General features: G+C 66.5%; 15 protein-coding genes. 9 read left to right on the top strand and 6 right to left on the bottom strand.

All coding sequences use genetic code 11. The annotated features are described in order from the left end of the window. Positions 1-266 precede the first annotated feature (266 nt). From AWB68_RS21480 to AWB68_RS21450, 7 genes are all read left to right on the top strand, one after another. Entirely contained in the window at positions 267-1,175 is a 909-nt protein-coding gene (locus AWB68_RS21480) for a DMT family transporter (protein WP_087646363.1), read from the top strand. A 159-nt stretch (positions 1,176-1,334) separates the two neighbouring features. Beyond that, entirely contained in the window at positions 1,335-1,595 is a 261-nt protein-coding gene (locus AWB68_RS21475) for a hypothetical protein (RefSeq protein WP_374729594.1), read from the top strand. Between the two features lie 149 nt (positions 1,596-1,744). After that, positions 1,745-2,389 carry an RNA polymerase sigma factor gene (locus AWB68_RS21470; RefSeq protein ID WP_268810935.1) on the top strand — a complete coding sequence of 215 codons (645 nt, stop codon included), beginning with the start codon at positions 1,745-1,747 and terminating at the stop codon, positions 2,387-2,389. Then, positions 2,386-2,814 (top strand): hypothetical protein, encoded by a 429-nt coding sequence (locus AWB68_RS21465; RefSeq protein ID WP_235028438.1) that lies wholly within the window; start codon positions 2,386-2,388, stop codon positions 2,812-2,814. Before AWB68_RS21470 ends, AWB68_RS21465 begins: the two co-directional genes overlap by 4 nt. Further along, complete coding sequence (locus tag AWB68_RS21460; protein ID WP_087646360.1) at positions 2,811-3,278, top strand: periplasmic heavy metal sensor; 468 nt, start codon at positions 2,811-2,813, stop codon at positions 3,276-3,278. The genes AWB68_RS21465 and AWB68_RS21460 overlap by 4 nt, the downstream gene beginning before the upstream one ends. A gap of 73 nt (positions 3,279-3,351) precedes the next feature. After that, entirely contained in the window at positions 3,352-4,764 is a 1,413-nt protein-coding gene (locus tag AWB68_RS21455; RefSeq protein ID WP_087646395.1) for a DUF1800 domain-containing protein, read from the top strand. 4 nt (positions 4,765-4,768) lie between these two features. After that, positions 4,769-5,923: a DUF1501 domain-containing protein gene (locus tag AWB68_RS21450; RefSeq protein WP_087646359.1), complete on the top strand. Its 1,155-nt coding sequence runs from the start codon at positions 4,769-4,771 to the stop codon at positions 5,921-5,923. Between the two features lie 23 nt (positions 5,924-5,946). On the opposite strand, the gene AWB68_RS21445 is transcribed toward AWB68_RS21450, so the two are convergent. From AWB68_RS21445 to AWB68_RS21435, 3 genes are all read right to left on the bottom strand, one after another. Further along, entirely contained in the window at positions 5,947-6,558 is a 612-nt protein-coding gene (locus tag AWB68_RS21445) for an ankyrin repeat domain-containing protein (protein WP_235028441.1), read from the bottom strand. Between the two features lie 61 nt (positions 6,559-6,619). Beyond that, positions 6,620-7,279, bottom strand: coding sequence for a c-type cytochrome (locus tag AWB68_RS21440; RefSeq protein ID WP_087646357.1), 660 nt, complete (start codon positions 7,277-7,279; stop codon positions 6,620-6,622). A 17-nt stretch (positions 7,280-7,296) separates the two neighbouring features. Further along, positions 7,297-8,973 carry a pyrroloquinoline quinone-dependent dehydrogenase gene (locus AWB68_RS21435; protein WP_235028440.1) on the bottom strand — a complete coding sequence of 559 codons (1,677 nt, stop codon included), beginning with the start codon at positions 8,971-8,973 and terminating at the stop codon, positions 7,297-7,299. A 375-nt stretch (positions 8,974-9,348) separates the two neighbouring features. Here AWB68_RS21435 and ydiK point away from each other — a divergent pair, with 375 nt between their 5' ends. Both ydiK and AWB68_RS21425 read left to right on the top strand, forming a co-directional pair. Continuing rightward, positions 9,349-10,470, top strand: coding sequence for an AI-2E family transporter YdiK (gene ydiK, locus AWB68_RS21430; RefSeq protein WP_087646355.1), 1,122 nt, complete (start codon positions 9,349-9,351; stop codon positions 10,468-10,470). 245 nt (positions 10,471-10,715) lie between these two features. Next, a complete protein-coding gene (locus AWB68_RS21425; RefSeq protein WP_087646354.1) occupies positions 10,716-12,008 on the top strand; it encodes a D-amino acid dehydrogenase in 1,293 nt (430 codons plus the stop codon). Positions 12,009-12,020: 12 nt separating this feature from the next. Here the strand turns inward: AWB68_RS21425 and paaK are convergent, their stop codons facing one another. From paaK to AWB68_RS21410, 3 genes are all read right to left on the bottom strand, one after another. Further along, entirely contained in the window at positions 12,021-13,349 is a 1,329-nt protein-coding gene (paaK, locus tag AWB68_RS21420) for a phenylacetate--CoA ligase PaaK (RefSeq protein ID WP_087646353.1), read from the bottom strand. A gap of 240 nt (positions 13,350-13,589) precedes the next feature. Next, the gene (gene pcaF, locus AWB68_RS21415) at positions 13,590-14,792 is read right to left on the bottom strand and encodes a 3-oxoadipyl-CoA thiolase (protein ID WP_087646352.1); all 1,203 of its coding nucleotides are present in this window, start codon (positions 14,790-14,792) and stop codon (positions 13,590-13,592) included. Between the two features lie 104 nt (positions 14,793-14,896). After that, a partial coding sequence (locus AWB68_RS21410; RefSeq protein ID WP_125482993.1) for a 2Fe-2S iron-sulfur cluster-binding protein occupies positions 14,897-15,115 on the bottom strand: 219 nt, incomplete at its 5' end.

Raw genomic sequence — 15,115 nt, 5'->3', positions numbered from 1 at the left:
AAAGAAATGGGCAAAGGCGCTTCGAGCAATCATGGGACGCTCAAGACTGGAACCGCACGATCCGCGCCAATGCGCCAAAAAACCGACCACAAGCGATATCGTCGAATTTATGCGCAGGAAACGGCTCGAAACGCGCGCTCTTTGCCGCGCTGGCTTAAACGATCGCCGCGGCTCGCCGACAACAGCAACGCGTCCAATGTCGGCAACATGCAGACACCCGCGCCGGCCGGACATATAGTGAGCATCCGCTTACCATCGCCTGCGACATGCCTCCAAGCACACAGCGCGTCAGCGCCGCCCCGTCGTGGCTGAAAATCGCGCCCGCCCTCTTCCTGCTGCTGTGGTCGAGCGGCTTCGTGTTCCTGAAGCTCGGCCTCGCCTACGCCGATCCGCTGACGTTCCTCGCCCTGCGCTACGCCTGCGTGGTCGCGATCCTCGCCGTGCCGTTCATCGCGATACGTCCGCCACTTCCCGCGACCCGCCGCGCATGGCTGCACCTCGCGATGGTCGGCCTCCTGATCCAGGCGGGCTATTTCGCCTTCACCTATCTCAGCCTGAAGGCCGGCAGTTCGCCGGCGGAAGTCGCGCTGATCACGTCGCAGCAGCCGATCCTGATCGGCCTGCTCGCGCCGGCGATCGCCGGCGAGCGCGTCGATGCGGTGCGCTGGGCGGGACTCGCGCTCGGCGTCGCGGGCGCGGGCATCGTGGTCCTGGCGCGCTCGTCGATCCATCCGGGCGCGCCGCTCGGCATCCTGTTCGCCGTGCTCGCCCTGCTCTCGATGACGGCCGGCACGCTCTACGAGAAGCGCTTCGGCGAGGCCACGCACCCGGTGACCGCGAACGTCGTGCAGTACGCGGTCGGGCTGGCGGTCGCGGCGCCGCTCGCCGTCCTGCTCGAACCGATGCATGTCCAGTGGAGCGCCGGCCTCTTCGCTTCGCTCGCCTATCTCGTGCTGGCGAATTCGATCGTCGCGATCTCGCTCTTTCTCGCGATGATCCGCTACGGCGAGGCATCGCGCGTGTCGGCGCTGTTCTTCCTGGTGCCGCCCTCGACGGCGGTCATCGCTTTCCTGGTCCTCGGCGAGCCGATTCCGACGCTGGCCTGGGCCGGCATGGCGCTCGCGGCAGTCGGCATTTTGCTCGTGATGCGCAGCCGGCCGGCGGCGGGCCGCTAGCGTCGTTGAAATGTCTCGTTACACATTGGCGGCGCGAACAGCGACGGGTGCCGGCGGATCGTCCGTTCAAGTTCACGTAACGAGACAACAACGGGACAAGTCATGAAAAATCGCCACTCGCTCGGGGCTTCCGCCGCCTTGCTCGCCCTCGTCGCCTCGATGGCCGTCGTGAGCGCGCCGGCGTTCTCGCAGGCGGTCATCATCGCGCCGAGCGCGCCGCCACCGATGCGCTTCGAACCCGTCCCGCCGCCGCGTCCGGGCTACGGGTGGGACGGCGGCCACTGGCGCTGGGAAGGCGGCCGCTACGTGTGGGCGCCGGGACACTGGCAGCCGGTGCACGCGGGCTATCGCTGGATGCCGGGACACTGGGTGCAGACCGCTCACGGCTGGCGCTGGATCGACGGTCACTGGATGCGCTGAAGACTCGCCACACGGCCCATCAACGATCAACGCAGAGCGCAAAATCATGCTGAAAACGATCATCGCAGTGGTCCTCGCGACCGTGGCGCTGTCGGCGTGCGTCGTCTATCCGGCGCATCCGGCCTACTATCGCGCGCCGGTCGTCGTGTATTGAGCGAGCAGGAACGGCCCGCGCGGGAAGCGGCACCGCCCCAACATGTGCAACGAGACCCGACGCATTGAACGAAGAAGATCCGGACGCGGCACTGGTCGCGCGAGTCGGCCAGCGCGAGCCGGCAGCGATCCGCGAGATGGTCGCGCGAAAGCTGCCGCGCCTGCTCGCGCTCGCGACGCGCATGCTCGGCGACCGTGACGAGGCCGCCGACGTGGCACAGGACGCGTTCGTGCGGATCTGGAAGCAGGCGCCGCGCTGGCGTCGCGGCGAGGCGCGCTTCGACACGTGGCTGCATCGGGTGGCGCTGAACCTCTGCTACGACCGGTTGCGCGGACGCCGCGAAGTGCCGCTCGCCGACGACCTGCCCGAGGCGACCGATCCCGCGCCGCTGCCCGACGAACGGCTCGACCAAGCCGCGCGCAGCAAGCGGGTCGCGGCGGCGCTCGCCACGCTGCCCGCGCGGCAGCGCGAGGCGCTCGTGCTGCACTACTACCAGGAATTGTCGAACGTCGAGGCCGCCGCGCTGATGGGCATTTCCGTCGACGCGCTCGAAAGCCTGCTCGCACGCGCCCGCAGGAACCTGAAGAGCGGCCTCGCGGCGGAATCGGGCGACGCTGCCACTGGAAAGGAACGCCGATGAACGAAACACCGATGACCCCGGAACGCTTCCGCCATCTCGCCGACGCGTACGGCGCTTCCATCGAGCGCTGGCCCGAGGCCGAGCGCGCCGCCGCGCGCGCGTTGATTGCGCGGGGCGACGGCGGCGCGCTCGCCGCGCTGGCCGAAGCCGGTGCACTCGACGTTTTCCTGGCCGCGCATGCGGTCGAGGCGCCGGAGCCGGCGCTCATCCGGCGCATCGTCGACCGGGCGAATCCGCGGCCCGTATGGAAAAGCCCGCGCGTATGGTTCTCGGGCGCAGGCTTCATCGGCGTCGGCGCGGCGGGGGTCGCGGCTGGCGCGCTCGCCATCTCGATGCTCGGGGCCGCGTCGGCGCCAACCTTCTCCGACCCGCTCTGGCCGGGCACGGCGTTTAGCGGCGCGCCCGCCGACTGGAGCGAGCAATGACGCCGCGCACGCTGAAAACCCTGCTCGTCGTCTCGCTGGTCGTGAACGTGTTCCTGCTCGGGTCGATCGCGGGCGGCGCGTATCGGTGGTTCGCGAACGAGCGCGCGGTCGCGGCCGAGCAGCGCGGGCTGCGGTTCGCCGCGTCCGAACTGTCCGACGAGCGCCAGCGGCAATTGCGCGAAGCGCTGCGCGACACGCGCCGCGACGCGCAGCCGCTGATCCGCGCGGCCCGCGACGGCCGGCGCGACCTCGTGCGCATTCTCTCGGCGCCGCAACTCGACCGCGATGCGCTCGACGCCGCGCTCGCCAGCACGCGCGAGGCGGATTCGGCGTTGCGCGCGCAGATCGAGTCGACGGTCGCCGGGTTCGCCGCGACCCTCACGCCCGACGAACGGCTCAAGCTCGTCGATGCCATGGAGCGGCGCGGGCCGCTGCGCGCGGCAATTCCGCCGCAGAAAAAATAAACCGGCCAACGCGCGACGGATTCCGGTGCGGCGGCCGTTCAAGCAACATCGACCCGAATTCGCGGAGACCGTCATGGCCGCTACGCCACAAGCATCGCCCGCCGCCATCGCCATGAATCGCTTCGGGCTTGGCGCGCGCCCCGGCGACGTGCCTCCGTCCGACCCGAGGCAATGGCTGCTCACGCAGGTCGAGCCGGCGCGCAGCCCGTATCAACCGTTGCCGCAGCCGCTCGCCGGCCAGCCGTCGAGCGCGACGCTCGCCGCGCTCTTCGCCGACCGCCAGCGCGCATTGCGCGACTCGCAGACCGCCGACAAGGCCGCCGTGCGCAAGAGCTACGCGCAGCAGATCCGCGACACCTACCGTGCTGCGGTCGATGCACGGCTCGTGAGCGCGCTCACCGCGAGCGCGCCGTTCGTCGAGCGGCTCGTCCATTTCTGGGCAAATCACTTCGCGGTGTCGGTGGAGAAACCGCCGGTCGCGCTGCTCGCGGGTTCGTTCGAAACCGAGGCGATCCGCCCGCACGTGCTCGGCCGCTTCGAGGACATGCTCGTCGCCGCCGAGCGTCATCCGGCGATGCAGATTTTTCTGGACCAGGCGCGCTCCGTCGGCCCCGACAGCCCCGCCGCCGAACGCGCGACGGCGCGCAATCCCGGCAATCCGCGCGGGCTGAACGAAAATCTCGCGCGCGAGATCATGGAACTGCACACGCTCGGCGTGAGGAGCGGCTACAGCCAGAACGACGTCACCGAGTTCGCCCGCGCGCTGACCGGCTGGAGCCTCGGCGCGATGGGCGGCGGCGCCGCTCGCAATGACCCGACGCCGCCCGGCCAGTTCGTCTTTCGCCCGCAACTGCACGAGCCCGGCACGCGCACGATCATGGGCAGGCAATACGCTCAGGCGGGCGATGGGCAGGCGCTCGCCGTGCTGCACGATCTCGCTGCCGCACCCGCGACCGCGCATCACGTCGCCGACAAGCTCGCCCGCCATTTCGTCGCGGATACGCCGCCGCCGTCGCTGGTCGACCGGCTGGCGGGCGTTTTCACCGACACGGGCGGCGACTTGCCGAGCGTCTATCGCACGCTCATCGACTCGCCGGAAACGTGGTCGACGGCGAGCGCCAAATTCAAGACGCCGTGGGACTGGACGGTGTCGTCGCTGCGCGGGCTGAATCGCAGCGATCTCGGCGGCATGCAGGCCGCGCCGCTGCTCACGCAGCTCGGCCAGCCGGTGTGGCGGCCGGGATCGCCCGCCGGCTACGACGACCTCGCCGCAAGCTGGGCCGCGCCCGATGCGCTCGTGCGCCGCGTCGAGCTGGCGCAGCGCTTCGCGGCGCGCACCGGCGACACGCTCGACGCCCGCGTGCTCGGCTCGCAATTGCTCGCCGGGTCGCTTTCCGATACGACCGCGAACGCCGTCGCGCGCGCCGAAAGCGCGCCGACCGCGCTCGCGCTCCTGCTCGTCTCGCCCGATTTCCTGAGGAGATAACGCGATGGTCACGCGTCGAGATTTTCTGTGGTGCGCGGGCGCGGGTGCCGGCGCGATGCTGGTGGCCCCGCGCATCGTGTTCGCTTCGGCGGCGACCGACCGGCGCTTCGTGTTCGTGATCCAGCGCGGCGCCGCCGACGGCCTGAACATCGTCGTGCCCTACGCCGATCCCGCCTATGCGACGCTGCGCGGCCCGCTCGCGATCGATCCATCGACCGCGTTCAAGCTCGACGGCACGTTCGCGCTGCATCCGAGCCTCGTGCAGACGGCGAAGCTGTTCCAGGACCAGCAGGCGCTGCTGATTCACGCGGTGGCGTCGCCGTATCGCGACCGCTCGCACTTCGACGGCCAGAATGTGCTCGAAACCGGCGGCGGCGCGCCGTACCAGATGAAGGACGGCTGGATGAACCGGCTCGTCTCGATGCTGCCGGCGTCGCGCGCCAATGCGAACGCGATCGCGTTCGCGCCCACGGTGCCGCTCGCGCTGCGCGGCCATGCCGATGTCACGTCCTACGCGCCGTCCGCGCTGCCGCAGGCGCCCGACGACCTGCTCGTGCGCGTCTCGCAGCTCTACGCCGGCGACGCGCAGTTGCACGCGCTCTGGAGCGCCGCGATGGAGGCGCGCGGGCTCGCGGCCGATGCCGGCGCGCGCCAGGACCCGGCGAGTCTCGGCAAGCTCGCCGCCAGTTTCCTCGGACGCGCCGATGGTCCGCGCGTCGCGATGATCGAAACCGGCGGCTGGGATACGCACAGCGCGCAGAATCCGCGGCTTGCCGCGCAACTGAAGGCGCTCGACGCGATGATCGCGGCCCTGCGCGACGGCCTCGCCGAGCACTGGGCGAACACGACCGTGCTGGTCGCAACGGAATTCGGCCGCACGGCGGCGGCGAACGGCACGGGCGGCACGGATCACGGCACAGCATCGGCGGCGATGTTGTTCGGCGGCTCGGTGCGCGGCGGCCACGTGCTCGCGGACTGGCCCGGGCTCGGCAATGGGGCGCTCTATCAGGCGCGCGACCTGAAGCCGACGATCGGTCTGGATTCGGTCATCGCGAGTGCCGCCGGGGAGACGTTCGGCATCGATCCCGATCGGGTGAGCCGCGTGCTGTTTCCGCATCCGGACGCGAATGGATTGCGGCAGCGCTTGCTGCGGGGGTGACGTGCGCGGCCGGTGATCGTGGCTCAGTGGCCCGACAACAGCACCGCAGCATGCGTCGACCCGGTCCGCTCGGCGATGTCCTTCGCCGTCAGTCCGCGATCATCGCGCAAGTCGCGATTCGCGCCGCGTTCGAGCAGCAGCGAGACTGTCTGCGCCTGGTCATACCCCGCCGCCCACATGAGCGCCGTGAGGTGGTTGTGATAAGTCGTGTTCACGTCGATGCCCGCGTCGAGCAGACGCTGCACCACTGCCGTATGCCCGCGCCCCGACGCATACTCGATTGCCGTCTTGCCGACGCGGTCGGTGGCGCTCACGTCGGCGTGACGCGCGAGCAGCAGCGCCACGATTTCCTCGTTGCCGTCGAACGCGGCGGCCATCAGCGGCGTGATCCCCTGGACGTCGGCCTGGCTGACGTTCGCGCCGCGCTCGATCAGCATGCGCGCCATCGGCGTCAAGCCCTTCTTGCACGCGCTGATGAGCGCCGTGTCGCCGATCCGGTTGCGCGAATCGATCGCCGCGCCCTGCCCGAGCGCGCGTGTGACGCCCGCCTCGTCGCCCGCGCGCACCGCGTTGAGAAGCTGTTCGTTCAGGCTATAGGCATCCTGCGCCGCCGACACGCCGCTCGCGCCCCACATAGCCAGCAGAGCGAAGGCCACCGCACACCAGTCGCGTTTTGTTGTCATCGTGATGTCCTGGTCATTGGAGATTGGCGACGTAGTTCGCCAGATTTTCTATGTCGGCATCCGTGAGCGTCTTGGTCACGCTCGTCATGCTGCCCGCATCGTTCGTGCGCCTGCGGGCGCGGAAATCCTCGAGTTGCTTCACGATGTATTGATACTGCTGCCCCGCCACGCGCGGAATTTCATTTTGCCCCGAGAACCCGCCGAGGTGACACATCGTGCAAAGCACTTCCTCCGACTTCTTGCGGCCTGCATCGACCTTCACCGGATCGGCCTTGAACGCGATCGGCGTGGGCTTTTGCGCGGCGAAATAATCGGCGAGATCGTGCATGTCGTCGGGCGACAGGTTCGCCGCCATCGGACTCATGCGCGGATCGCTGCGGCGGCCGGCGTTGAAGTCGCGCAGTTCGAGATAGAGGTAACGCGCGCTCTGCCCGGCGAGCACGGGGTAATCGGGACTCGTCGAGTTGCCCATCGGACCGTGACACGCCGCGCAGACGACGGCCTTCGCCTTGCCCGCCTCGGCATCGGCGCGCGCGGCGATGGGCAGCGCGGCGAACGCCGCCGCAAGGAGCAGCGCAAGCCGTGGTGCAAACAGTGGCGCAAGCAGTGACGCAAGCGCGCGCCGGCCGCGCTGAAGGCGCTGGCCAAGCGTGCCATCGGAAGATATCCGCATCCGGCGCGTATCCCGGCTCAAGGCAACGCGAACACGAGGACGGAGTTGCCGCGCTTAAAGTCGAGTTGCGTGTTGCCGCCCGCCGCCACCGCGATATATTGCTTGCCGTGCACCATATAGGACACCGCCGGCGCGTTCACCCCGGCGCCGCACTGGTATTCCCACAGCTTCCTGCCGGTCGTGGCATCGAAGGCGCGGAACAGGCCGTTGCCTTCGCCATTGAACACGAGCCCGCCCGCCGTGGCGAGCACGCCGCCGATCAGCGGCTGGTCCGTCTTGAAGCCCCACGCGATCTTGCCCGTATCGACGTTCACGGCAACCAGCCGCCCCCACTGCTGCTCGGACGGAATCGTCTTGAAGGCGCCGCCGAGCCACAGCTTGCCGCCCGGATACGCGACATCCTCGACCTGATACGTCATCGGCTGATGCAGGTTGGCGGCATACGCCATGTGGGTCTTCGGGCTGTACGCCATCGGCGACCACTCCACGCCGCCATTCGCGCCCGGCAGCATGCGCGCGCCGGTCGCCGTGGGCAGCGTCCAGACGCCTTCCTGCGGGATCATCGCTTCCGACACGCGGATCAACCGGCCGTCGCGGCGATCGTGCACGTAGACGAAACCAGTCTTGCCGCCGTGGATGATGCCCGGGATCATCTGGCCGTTCTTGTCGCGCACGTCGACGAGAATCGGCGGGCTCGCGGCATCGAGGTCCCAGATGTCATGCGCGATGTACTGGTAGTGCCACTTGTATTTGCCGGTTTCGAGATCGACCGCGACGAGCGAGTCGGTATAGAGATTGTCGCCAGGGCGAATCGCGCCATACAGGTCCGGCGACGGATTGCCCACCACGAAATACACCGTATGCGTTTGCCGGTCGACGGCGGGCGCCATCCACACGCCGCCGCCGAGCGTGCGATAGAAGTCGCCGCCCTTCGACGCAAGCTGCTGCTTCTCGGCCGCGATGTCGCGCTTCATGTTGCGGCCGACCGCGTCGTTCTCGGCCCACACGCCTTCGCTGCCGGTTTCGGGAATCGTGTAGAACGTCCACAGCAGGTTGCCGTTGTTGGCGTCGAACGCCTTGACGAAGCCGCGGATGCCGTACTCGCCGCCGTTCGTGCCGATCAGCACCTTGCCGTCGACGACCACCGGCGCCATCGTCTCCGAATAGCCGAGTTCGGGGTCCGCTATCTGGGTTTGCCACAGCAGGCTGCCGGTCTTGGTGTCGAGCGCGACCAGTTTCGAATCCAGCGTGCCCATGAAGAGACGATCGCCGAAGATCGCGACGCCGCGGTTGTTCGGGCCGCAGCAGAAGGTCGTGACCGAGCCCATCCTGTGCTTGTAGTGCCAGTATTCCTTGCCGGTGACGGCATCGATGGCATAGACGTGGTTGTACGACGTGGTCAGGAACATCACGCCGTTCGACACGATCGGCGCGGTTTCCATCGATTCCATCACCGCCGTCTGGAAGATGAAAGCCGGCTTGAGCTTCGACACGTTCGCCGTGTTGATCTGCGCGCTGGGTGCGTAGCGCGTCTCGGCGTACGAGCCGTTCGATTGCAGCCACGACGATGCATCGCTGCTCGCCGCATCGAGTTGCTGTTGCGAGATCGGGCGCAGCGTGTCGGGCACCGGGGAGGTTTGCGTCGTCGCCGCGTTCTGTACTTCATCGGCGGCGGGCGCGGCCGTGCTCCACATCAGGGCACCGGCGGCACTCAGTGCGCTGCAGACGAACAGGGGAAAAAGCGTATTGCGGGACCCGGCCATGGCAGTCTCCTGATGATTATTGTTTTGCGGCGGTCTTGGTAGGCGGGTGAGGGGCGCGAAGCATCCCGCTATCCCCTCCGGTAGAGAATAGGCAATTCCAAACGGCTTTTCCAGATGTACTTAATGCTCGGATTTATTCACGCTGGGTGAAAGCCGTCTGTCGGGCGCGCGGGCATCCGGCGCCGGCTTTTTTCGTGATTTTTAGTAGTATGGATTGTGGTGTGCCCCCATGCCGGTGCCGTCCCCGGCGGAATCGCGCCCTGGCTGAGGCACAATGCGGGACTTGTCCATGCAAGGGAATCCAAATTGAATCCACGCCAGCCGGTCGACATTGCCCGCATCCTGCTCGTCATCGCGATACTCTCCGCGCTGGCCGTCGGCAGCCTCTATATCCTGCGACCCTTCCTACCGGGCCTGATCTGGGCGACGACCATCGTCGTCGCCACGTGGCCGATGATGAAAGCGATCCAGCGCCGCTGCGGCAACCGCCGCTGGCTCGCCACCACGATCATGATCCTGCTCTTGCTGATCGTGATCGTGCTGCCGCTCTATCAGGCCATCTCCACGCTCGCGCTGCACGGCAGCGAGATCATGGCGGCGATCAAGGGCCTGCCCGCCTACGCGCTGCCGCCTCCGCCCGAGTGGATCCACAGCATCCCGATCGCCGGAATGCGCATCGCGCACGAATGGCAGACGCTCTCCGACGCCGGCCCCGGCGGCCTGCTCGCGAAAATCGAACCGTATGTCACGATCGCGGCCCACTGGATGCTCGGGCATGCGGCGGTCGTCGGCGTGTTCGTGATCCACATGTTCATCACGGTGATCATCGCGGGCATTCTCTACATGCAGGGCGAACAGGCCGCGACCTTCATCACGCGATTCGCGACGCGCATCGCCGCGCAACGCGGCGCGGAAGCCGTGAAGCTCGCGGGGCTGTCGATTCGCGCGGTGGCGCTCGGCATCGTCGTGACCGCGGTGACGCAGTCGGCGTTGGGCGGTCTCGGTCTGTGGGTGGCGGGCGTGCCGGCCGCCGGCATCCTGACCGCCTTGATGCTGATGTTCTGCCTCGCGCAGATCGGGCCGCTGCTGCCGTTGCTCGGCAGCGTCGCATGGCTCTTCTGGCACGACATGCGCGTCGCCGCGATCCTCCTGCTCATCTGGTCGATCATGATCGCGATGCTCGACAACGTGCTGCGCCCGCTCCTGATCAAGCGCGGCGTGAACCTGTCGATGCTCCTGATCCTCTCCGGCGTTCTGGGCGGCATGTTCGCGTTCGGCATCGTCGGGCTGTTCATCGGGCCGGTGATTCTCGCCGTGACGTCGACCATCCTCAACGCGTGGATCAACGAGCAGCCGCCGCTTGCGCAAGTCGGACCGGTGACAACGACCGAGGCGATCAGGGAAGCCCGGCATCCGACGGATGCATGACGCGAAACGTCGAGACATTCGATTCTCGACGTATTGCGTTCATGCCCGGATTGCCGTCGGCTGAAGCAATCTCGCGGCATTCCGTTTGCCCGATCGAAATGATCAAAGCGATTCGGCGCCTTGGAGATTGCCACTAAAAACCGACGGAAAAACATTAATTTGCACGGGCAAAACGGCAATATGATGGCGTCATCCACCCGTTTGGGCGCGCACCACGTCATTGCAGGGCTGACAGGGGAATCTGTATGAGAGTCGTCGTGCTGGGCAGCGGTGTCATCGGGGTAACCAGCGCGTACTATCTTGCGCTTGCGGGCCACGAGGTCACGGTGATCGACCGTGAAGCAGGCCCGGCACTGGAAACGAGTTTCGCGAACGCCGGGCAGATCTCACCCGGCTACGCTGCGCCGTGGGCTGCTCCAGGGGTTCCGCTGAAGGCCGTCAAGTGGATGTTCCAGAAGCATGCGCCGCTCGCGATCCGACCCGACGACGCAGACAAGCAGTTCCAGCTTCAATGGATGTGGCAAATGCTGCAGAACTGCACGGCCGAACGCTATGCGATCAACAAGAACCGCATGGTGAGGCTTGCAGAGTACAGCCGGGACTGTCTCAAGGCGCTGCGGGCGAGCACCGGCATTCAGTACGAAGGTCGCACGGGCGGTACGCTGCAGGTGTTCCGCACGCAGCAGCAACTCGACGGCGCGGCGAAGGACATCGCCGTGCTGAAAGAGGCGAACGTCCCCTACGAATTGCTCACGCGGTCGGAACTCGCTCGCGTCGAGCCGGCTCTTGCCGCCACGTCGCACAAGCTGGCGGGCGGACTGCGCCTGCCCGGCGACGAGACTGGCGACTGCCAGTTGTTCACCACGCGGCTCGCCGCACTGGCACAAAAAGCCGGGGTCACGTTCCGTTATGACACCACGATCGATGGTCTCGATGTGGAAGGCGGCAGGGTCATTGGGGCGCGGCTTGGCAGCAAGCTCGTGCACGCGGACGCGTTCGTCATCGCGTTCGGCTCGTACTCGACCAAGTTCCTTTCTGGCCTCGTCAAGATCCCGGTCTATCCGCTCAAGGGCTATTCGATCACCGCGCCCATCCTCGATGAAGCGTGCGCCCCGGTCTCCACCGTGCTCGACGAGACCTACAAGATCGCGATCACACGCTTCGACAAACGCATACGCGTGGGCGGCATGGCGGAGATCGTCGGTTTCGACAAGCGATTGCGGGAAGCGCGACGCGACACGCTCGAGATGTGCGTCAACGACCTCTTCCCGGGTGGCGGCGATACGGCGGGGGCCACGTTCTGGACAGGTCTTCGCCCGATGACCCCTGACGGTACGCCGATTGTCGGTTCTACGTCAGTGCCCAACCTGTTTCTCAATACGGGGCACGGCACACTCGGCTGGACCATGTCGTGCGGCTCCGCGCAGTTGCTTGCCGATCTGGTGTCCGGCAAGCAACCGGCCATCCGGTTCGATGATCTGAACGTCTTCAGATATGCGGAGGAACCGGCCGCTCCGGCGGAGTTCGACCTTAGCTGAACCGGTTCGTCATCACGCCTTCGGCGTGTTGCGCAGATCGATGACGCGCTTCGCCTTTCCGGTCGCGCTTACCGGAATCTCGCCGGTACGGAGTATCGATACCGACGTCGAGACGCCGACCATGGTCTTGATCCGGTGCTGCAACTCGCGCGCAAGCGCCGCCCGATCGCCATCGCCAAGCGACTCGCAGAGTTCCGCCCGAGCCTCGACACGCACGGCAAGCGAATCGAGATGGCCGTCACGCAGCAGCGTCAACTGATACTGGGGGCTGAGCTTGGGCATCGCCAGAATCAGTTCTTCGATCTGACTCGGGAAGACGTTGACCCCGCGTACGATCATCATGTCATCGGAGCGTCCCGTGATCTTCGCCATCCGACGCATCGCGCGGGAGGTGGGCGGCAACAGCGCCGTGAGATCGCGCGTGCGATAGCGGATGATTGGCATCGCTTCCTTCGAAAGCGACGTGAAAACGAGTTCGCCTGGACTGCCATCGGGAAGCACCTCGCCCGTTACCGGGTCGATGATCTCGGGGTAAAAGTGATCCTCCCAGATCACCGGGCCGTCCTTGCTCTCGACGCATTCGCATGCCACGCCCGGCCCCATGACTTCCGACAGCCCGTAGATATCGACCGCATCGATGCCAGCCCGCTCCTCGATCTCGCTACGCATTGCACCGGTCCACGGTTCGGCGCCGAAGATGCCGATTTTCAACGACGACTCAGCCGGATTCATGCCCTGCCGGGCCATCTCATCGAGCAGGTTGAGCATGTACGAAGGCGTGACCATGATGATGCGCGGCTCGAAGTCGCGGATCAGTTGCACCTGCTTTTCGGTCTGTCCGCCGGACATCGGCACGACGGTGCAGCCGAGCCGCTCCGCCCCGTAATGAATGCCCAACCCGCCCGTGAATAGTCCATAACCAAAGGCATTGTGCAGCATGTCGCCTGCGCGGCCACCCGCGGCGCGGATCGAACGCGCGACCACGTTGGCCCACGTATCGATGTCCTTCGCGGTGTAGCCAACGACGGTGGGCTTGCCCGTCGTTCCGCTCGACGCGTGAATGCGCGATACCTGTCGACGCGGCACAGCGAACAAGCCGAAGGGATAGTTGTCGCGCAGGTCCTGCTTCGATGTGAACGGAAACTTCGAGAGGTCCGACAGTTGCTTCACGTCGTCCGGATGAACGCCGGCCGCATCGAACGACTCCTTGTAGTGCGCAACGTTGTCATAGGCGTGCTGGAGCGACCACTTCAGCCGCTGGAGTTGCACGCTGCGCAGTTCATCCTCGCTTGCCGTCTCGATTGCGTCGAGTGCATCGCCTTGTGTGGTTTCCTTCAACATGGACGTCTCCGATAACAATAATCAGTTGGGATAGCCTGCTCTACGCGGCAGGGTCAAATGGGCGGGTGGCAAGGGCGAGATCCGGTAGCGGTCCTCGCCATGAGTGAGCAGGAAGATTGAGCAGAACCCGGCGCAGCGTCGCCTCCGACCGCATCCACTCACTTGAGCGGACCGATCGGATCGTTGACGCCCCTCTCTCTCGCCGGTCCTGGCGAGAGCGCGTGCCGTGATCGACGCGCCTCAAACGCGTTCGATCGCAATGGCAATGCCTTGTCCCACTCCGATGCACATCGTGCAAAGCGCGAACCTGCCGTTGCGACGCTCGAGTTCGTAAAGGGCGGTCGTGACGAGCCGTGCGCCGGAAGCGCCGAGCGGGTGGCCGAGAGCGATCGCGCCGCCGTTCGGATTGACGCGGGCGTCGTCTTCCTCGATGCCAAGCTTGCGCAGCACTGCAATCCCTTGCGATGCAAACGCTTCGTTGAGTTCGATCACGTCGAACTGGTCGAGCGACATGCCGAGGCGCGCGAGAAGCTTCTGCGTCGCCGGAGCCGGCCCGATGCCCATGATGCGCGGCGCGACGCCCGCGGTCGCCATGCCGAGAATGCGGGCGCGCGGCGTGAGGCCATTGCGGCGCGCGGCTTCTTCGCTGCCGATCAGGAGGGCGCACGCACCGTCGTTGACTCCCGACGCGTTGCCCGCCGTCACCGATCCGTCGGGACGCACGACGCCCTTGAGTTTCGCCAGGGTTTCCAGCGACGTTTCACGCAGATGTTCGTCCCGAACGACCGCGACCGTCTCGCCCTTCTTTTGCGGGACGTGAACGGCGGTGATCTCCTGCGCGAGCGTGCCGTCCGCCTGTGCACGAGCGGCGCGCTGCTGGCTGCGCAGCGCGAACCGATCCTGTGCGTCGCGTGCGATGCCGAAGTCCACCGCTACGTTTTCAGCCGTCTCCGGCATCGAATCGACGCCGTACTGCTCGCGCATCGCCTTGTTGATAAAGCGCCAGCCGATGGTCGTATCGAAGATCTCGGCCTGGCGGGCGAAGGCCGTGGCTGACTTGCCCATCACGAAGGGCGCACGCGTCATGCTTTCGACGCCCCCCGCGACATACAGGTCGCCGTCGCCCGCGCGGATGGCGCGCGCCGCGTTGCCGACCGCATCCATGCCCGAACCGCAGAGGCGGTTGATGGTGGAGCCGGGAACATCGATCGGCAGGCCAGCGAGCAGCGCCGACATGCGCGCGACATTGCGATTGTCCTCGCCCGCCTGGTTGGCGCAACCGTAGAGGACATCGGCGACCTGCGCCCAGTCCACCGAAGCATTGCGCGTCATCAGCGCACGAATCGGAACAGCGCCGAGATCGTCGGCACGAATGTCCTTGAAAACGCCGCCGTAGCGTCCGAACGGCGTGCGGATGGCGTCGCAGATAAAAGCTTCAGTCATTGATCGTCTCGGATTTGATGTGATGAAGGTAATTCGGGATCACGCCGGCTCACGGGGCGAAGCGTGGGCACGGCTTCAGGTTCTGCGGCTCTGCGTTCTGCGGTTCAACGTTCGTCGTAACTCACCACGACGCGATCGCTTACCGGATGGCACTGGCACGTCAGCACGTAACCGTCGTCGATTTCGTGCTGCTCCAGCGTGTAGTTCTTCTCCATCTTCACCTCGCCTTCGAGCACCTTCGCGCGGCACGTGCAGCACACGCCGCCCTTGCACGCATACGGCAGCGCAAGCCCCGCCTTCAGCCCGACATCGAGCACGCTCAC

Origin of the sequence: Caballeronia choica (assembly GCF_001544535.1) — a bacterium.
Lineage (GTDB): Bacteria > Pseudomonadota > Gammaproteobacteria > Burkholderiales > Burkholderiaceae > Caballeronia > Caballeronia choica.
This window is presented reverse-complemented; position numbering and strand designations above follow the sequence as displayed.

Excerpts from the sequence above, each read along its gene's own strand:
- AWB68_RS21455 (WP_087646395.1), top strand. The coding sequence starts at position 3,352 with ATGGCCGCTACGCCACAAGCATCGCCCGCCGCCATCGCCATGAATCGC.
- paaK (WP_087646353.1), bottom strand. The coding sequence starts at position 13,349 with ATGTTGAAGGAAACCACACAAGGCGATGCACTCGACGCAATCGAGACG.
- AWB68_RS21435 (WP_235028440.1), bottom strand. The coding sequence starts at position 8,973 with ATGTGGAGCACGGCCGCGCCCGCCGCCGATGAAGTACAGAACGCGGCG.
- AWB68_RS21425 (WP_087646354.1), top strand. The coding sequence starts at position 10,716 with ATGAGAGTCGTCGTGCTGGGCAGCGGTGTCATCGGGGTAACCAGCGCG.
- AWB68_RS21445 (WP_235028441.1), bottom strand. The coding sequence starts at position 6,558 with ATGTGGGGCGCGAGCGGCGTGTCGGCGGCGCAGGATGCCTATAGCCTG.
- AWB68_RS21465 (WP_235028438.1), top strand. The coding sequence starts at position 2,386 with ATGAACGAAACACCGATGACCCCGGAACGCTTCCGCCATCTCGCCGAC.
- AWB68_RS21440 (WP_087646357.1), bottom strand. The coding sequence starts at position 7,279 with ATGCGGATATCTTCCGATGGCACGCTTGGCCAGCGCCTTCAGCGCGGC.
- pcaF (WP_087646352.1), bottom strand. The coding sequence starts at position 14,792 with ATGACTGAAGCTTTTATCTGCGACGCCATCCGCACGCCGTTCGGACGC.
- AWB68_RS21450 (WP_087646359.1), top strand. The coding sequence starts at position 4,769 with ATGGTCACGCGTCGAGATTTTCTGTGGTGCGCGGGCGCGGGTGCCGGC.
- AWB68_RS21480 (WP_087646363.1), top strand. The coding sequence starts at position 267 with ATGCCTCCAAGCACACAGCGCGTCAGCGCCGCCCCGTCGTGGCTGAAA.
- AWB68_RS21460 (WP_087646360.1), top strand. The coding sequence starts at position 2,811 with ATGACGCCGCGCACGCTGAAAACCCTGCTCGTCGTCTCGCTGGTCGTG.
- AWB68_RS21475 (WP_374729594.1), top strand. The coding sequence starts at position 1,335 with ATGGCCGTCGTGAGCGCGCCGGCGTTCTCGCAGGCGGTCATCATCGCG.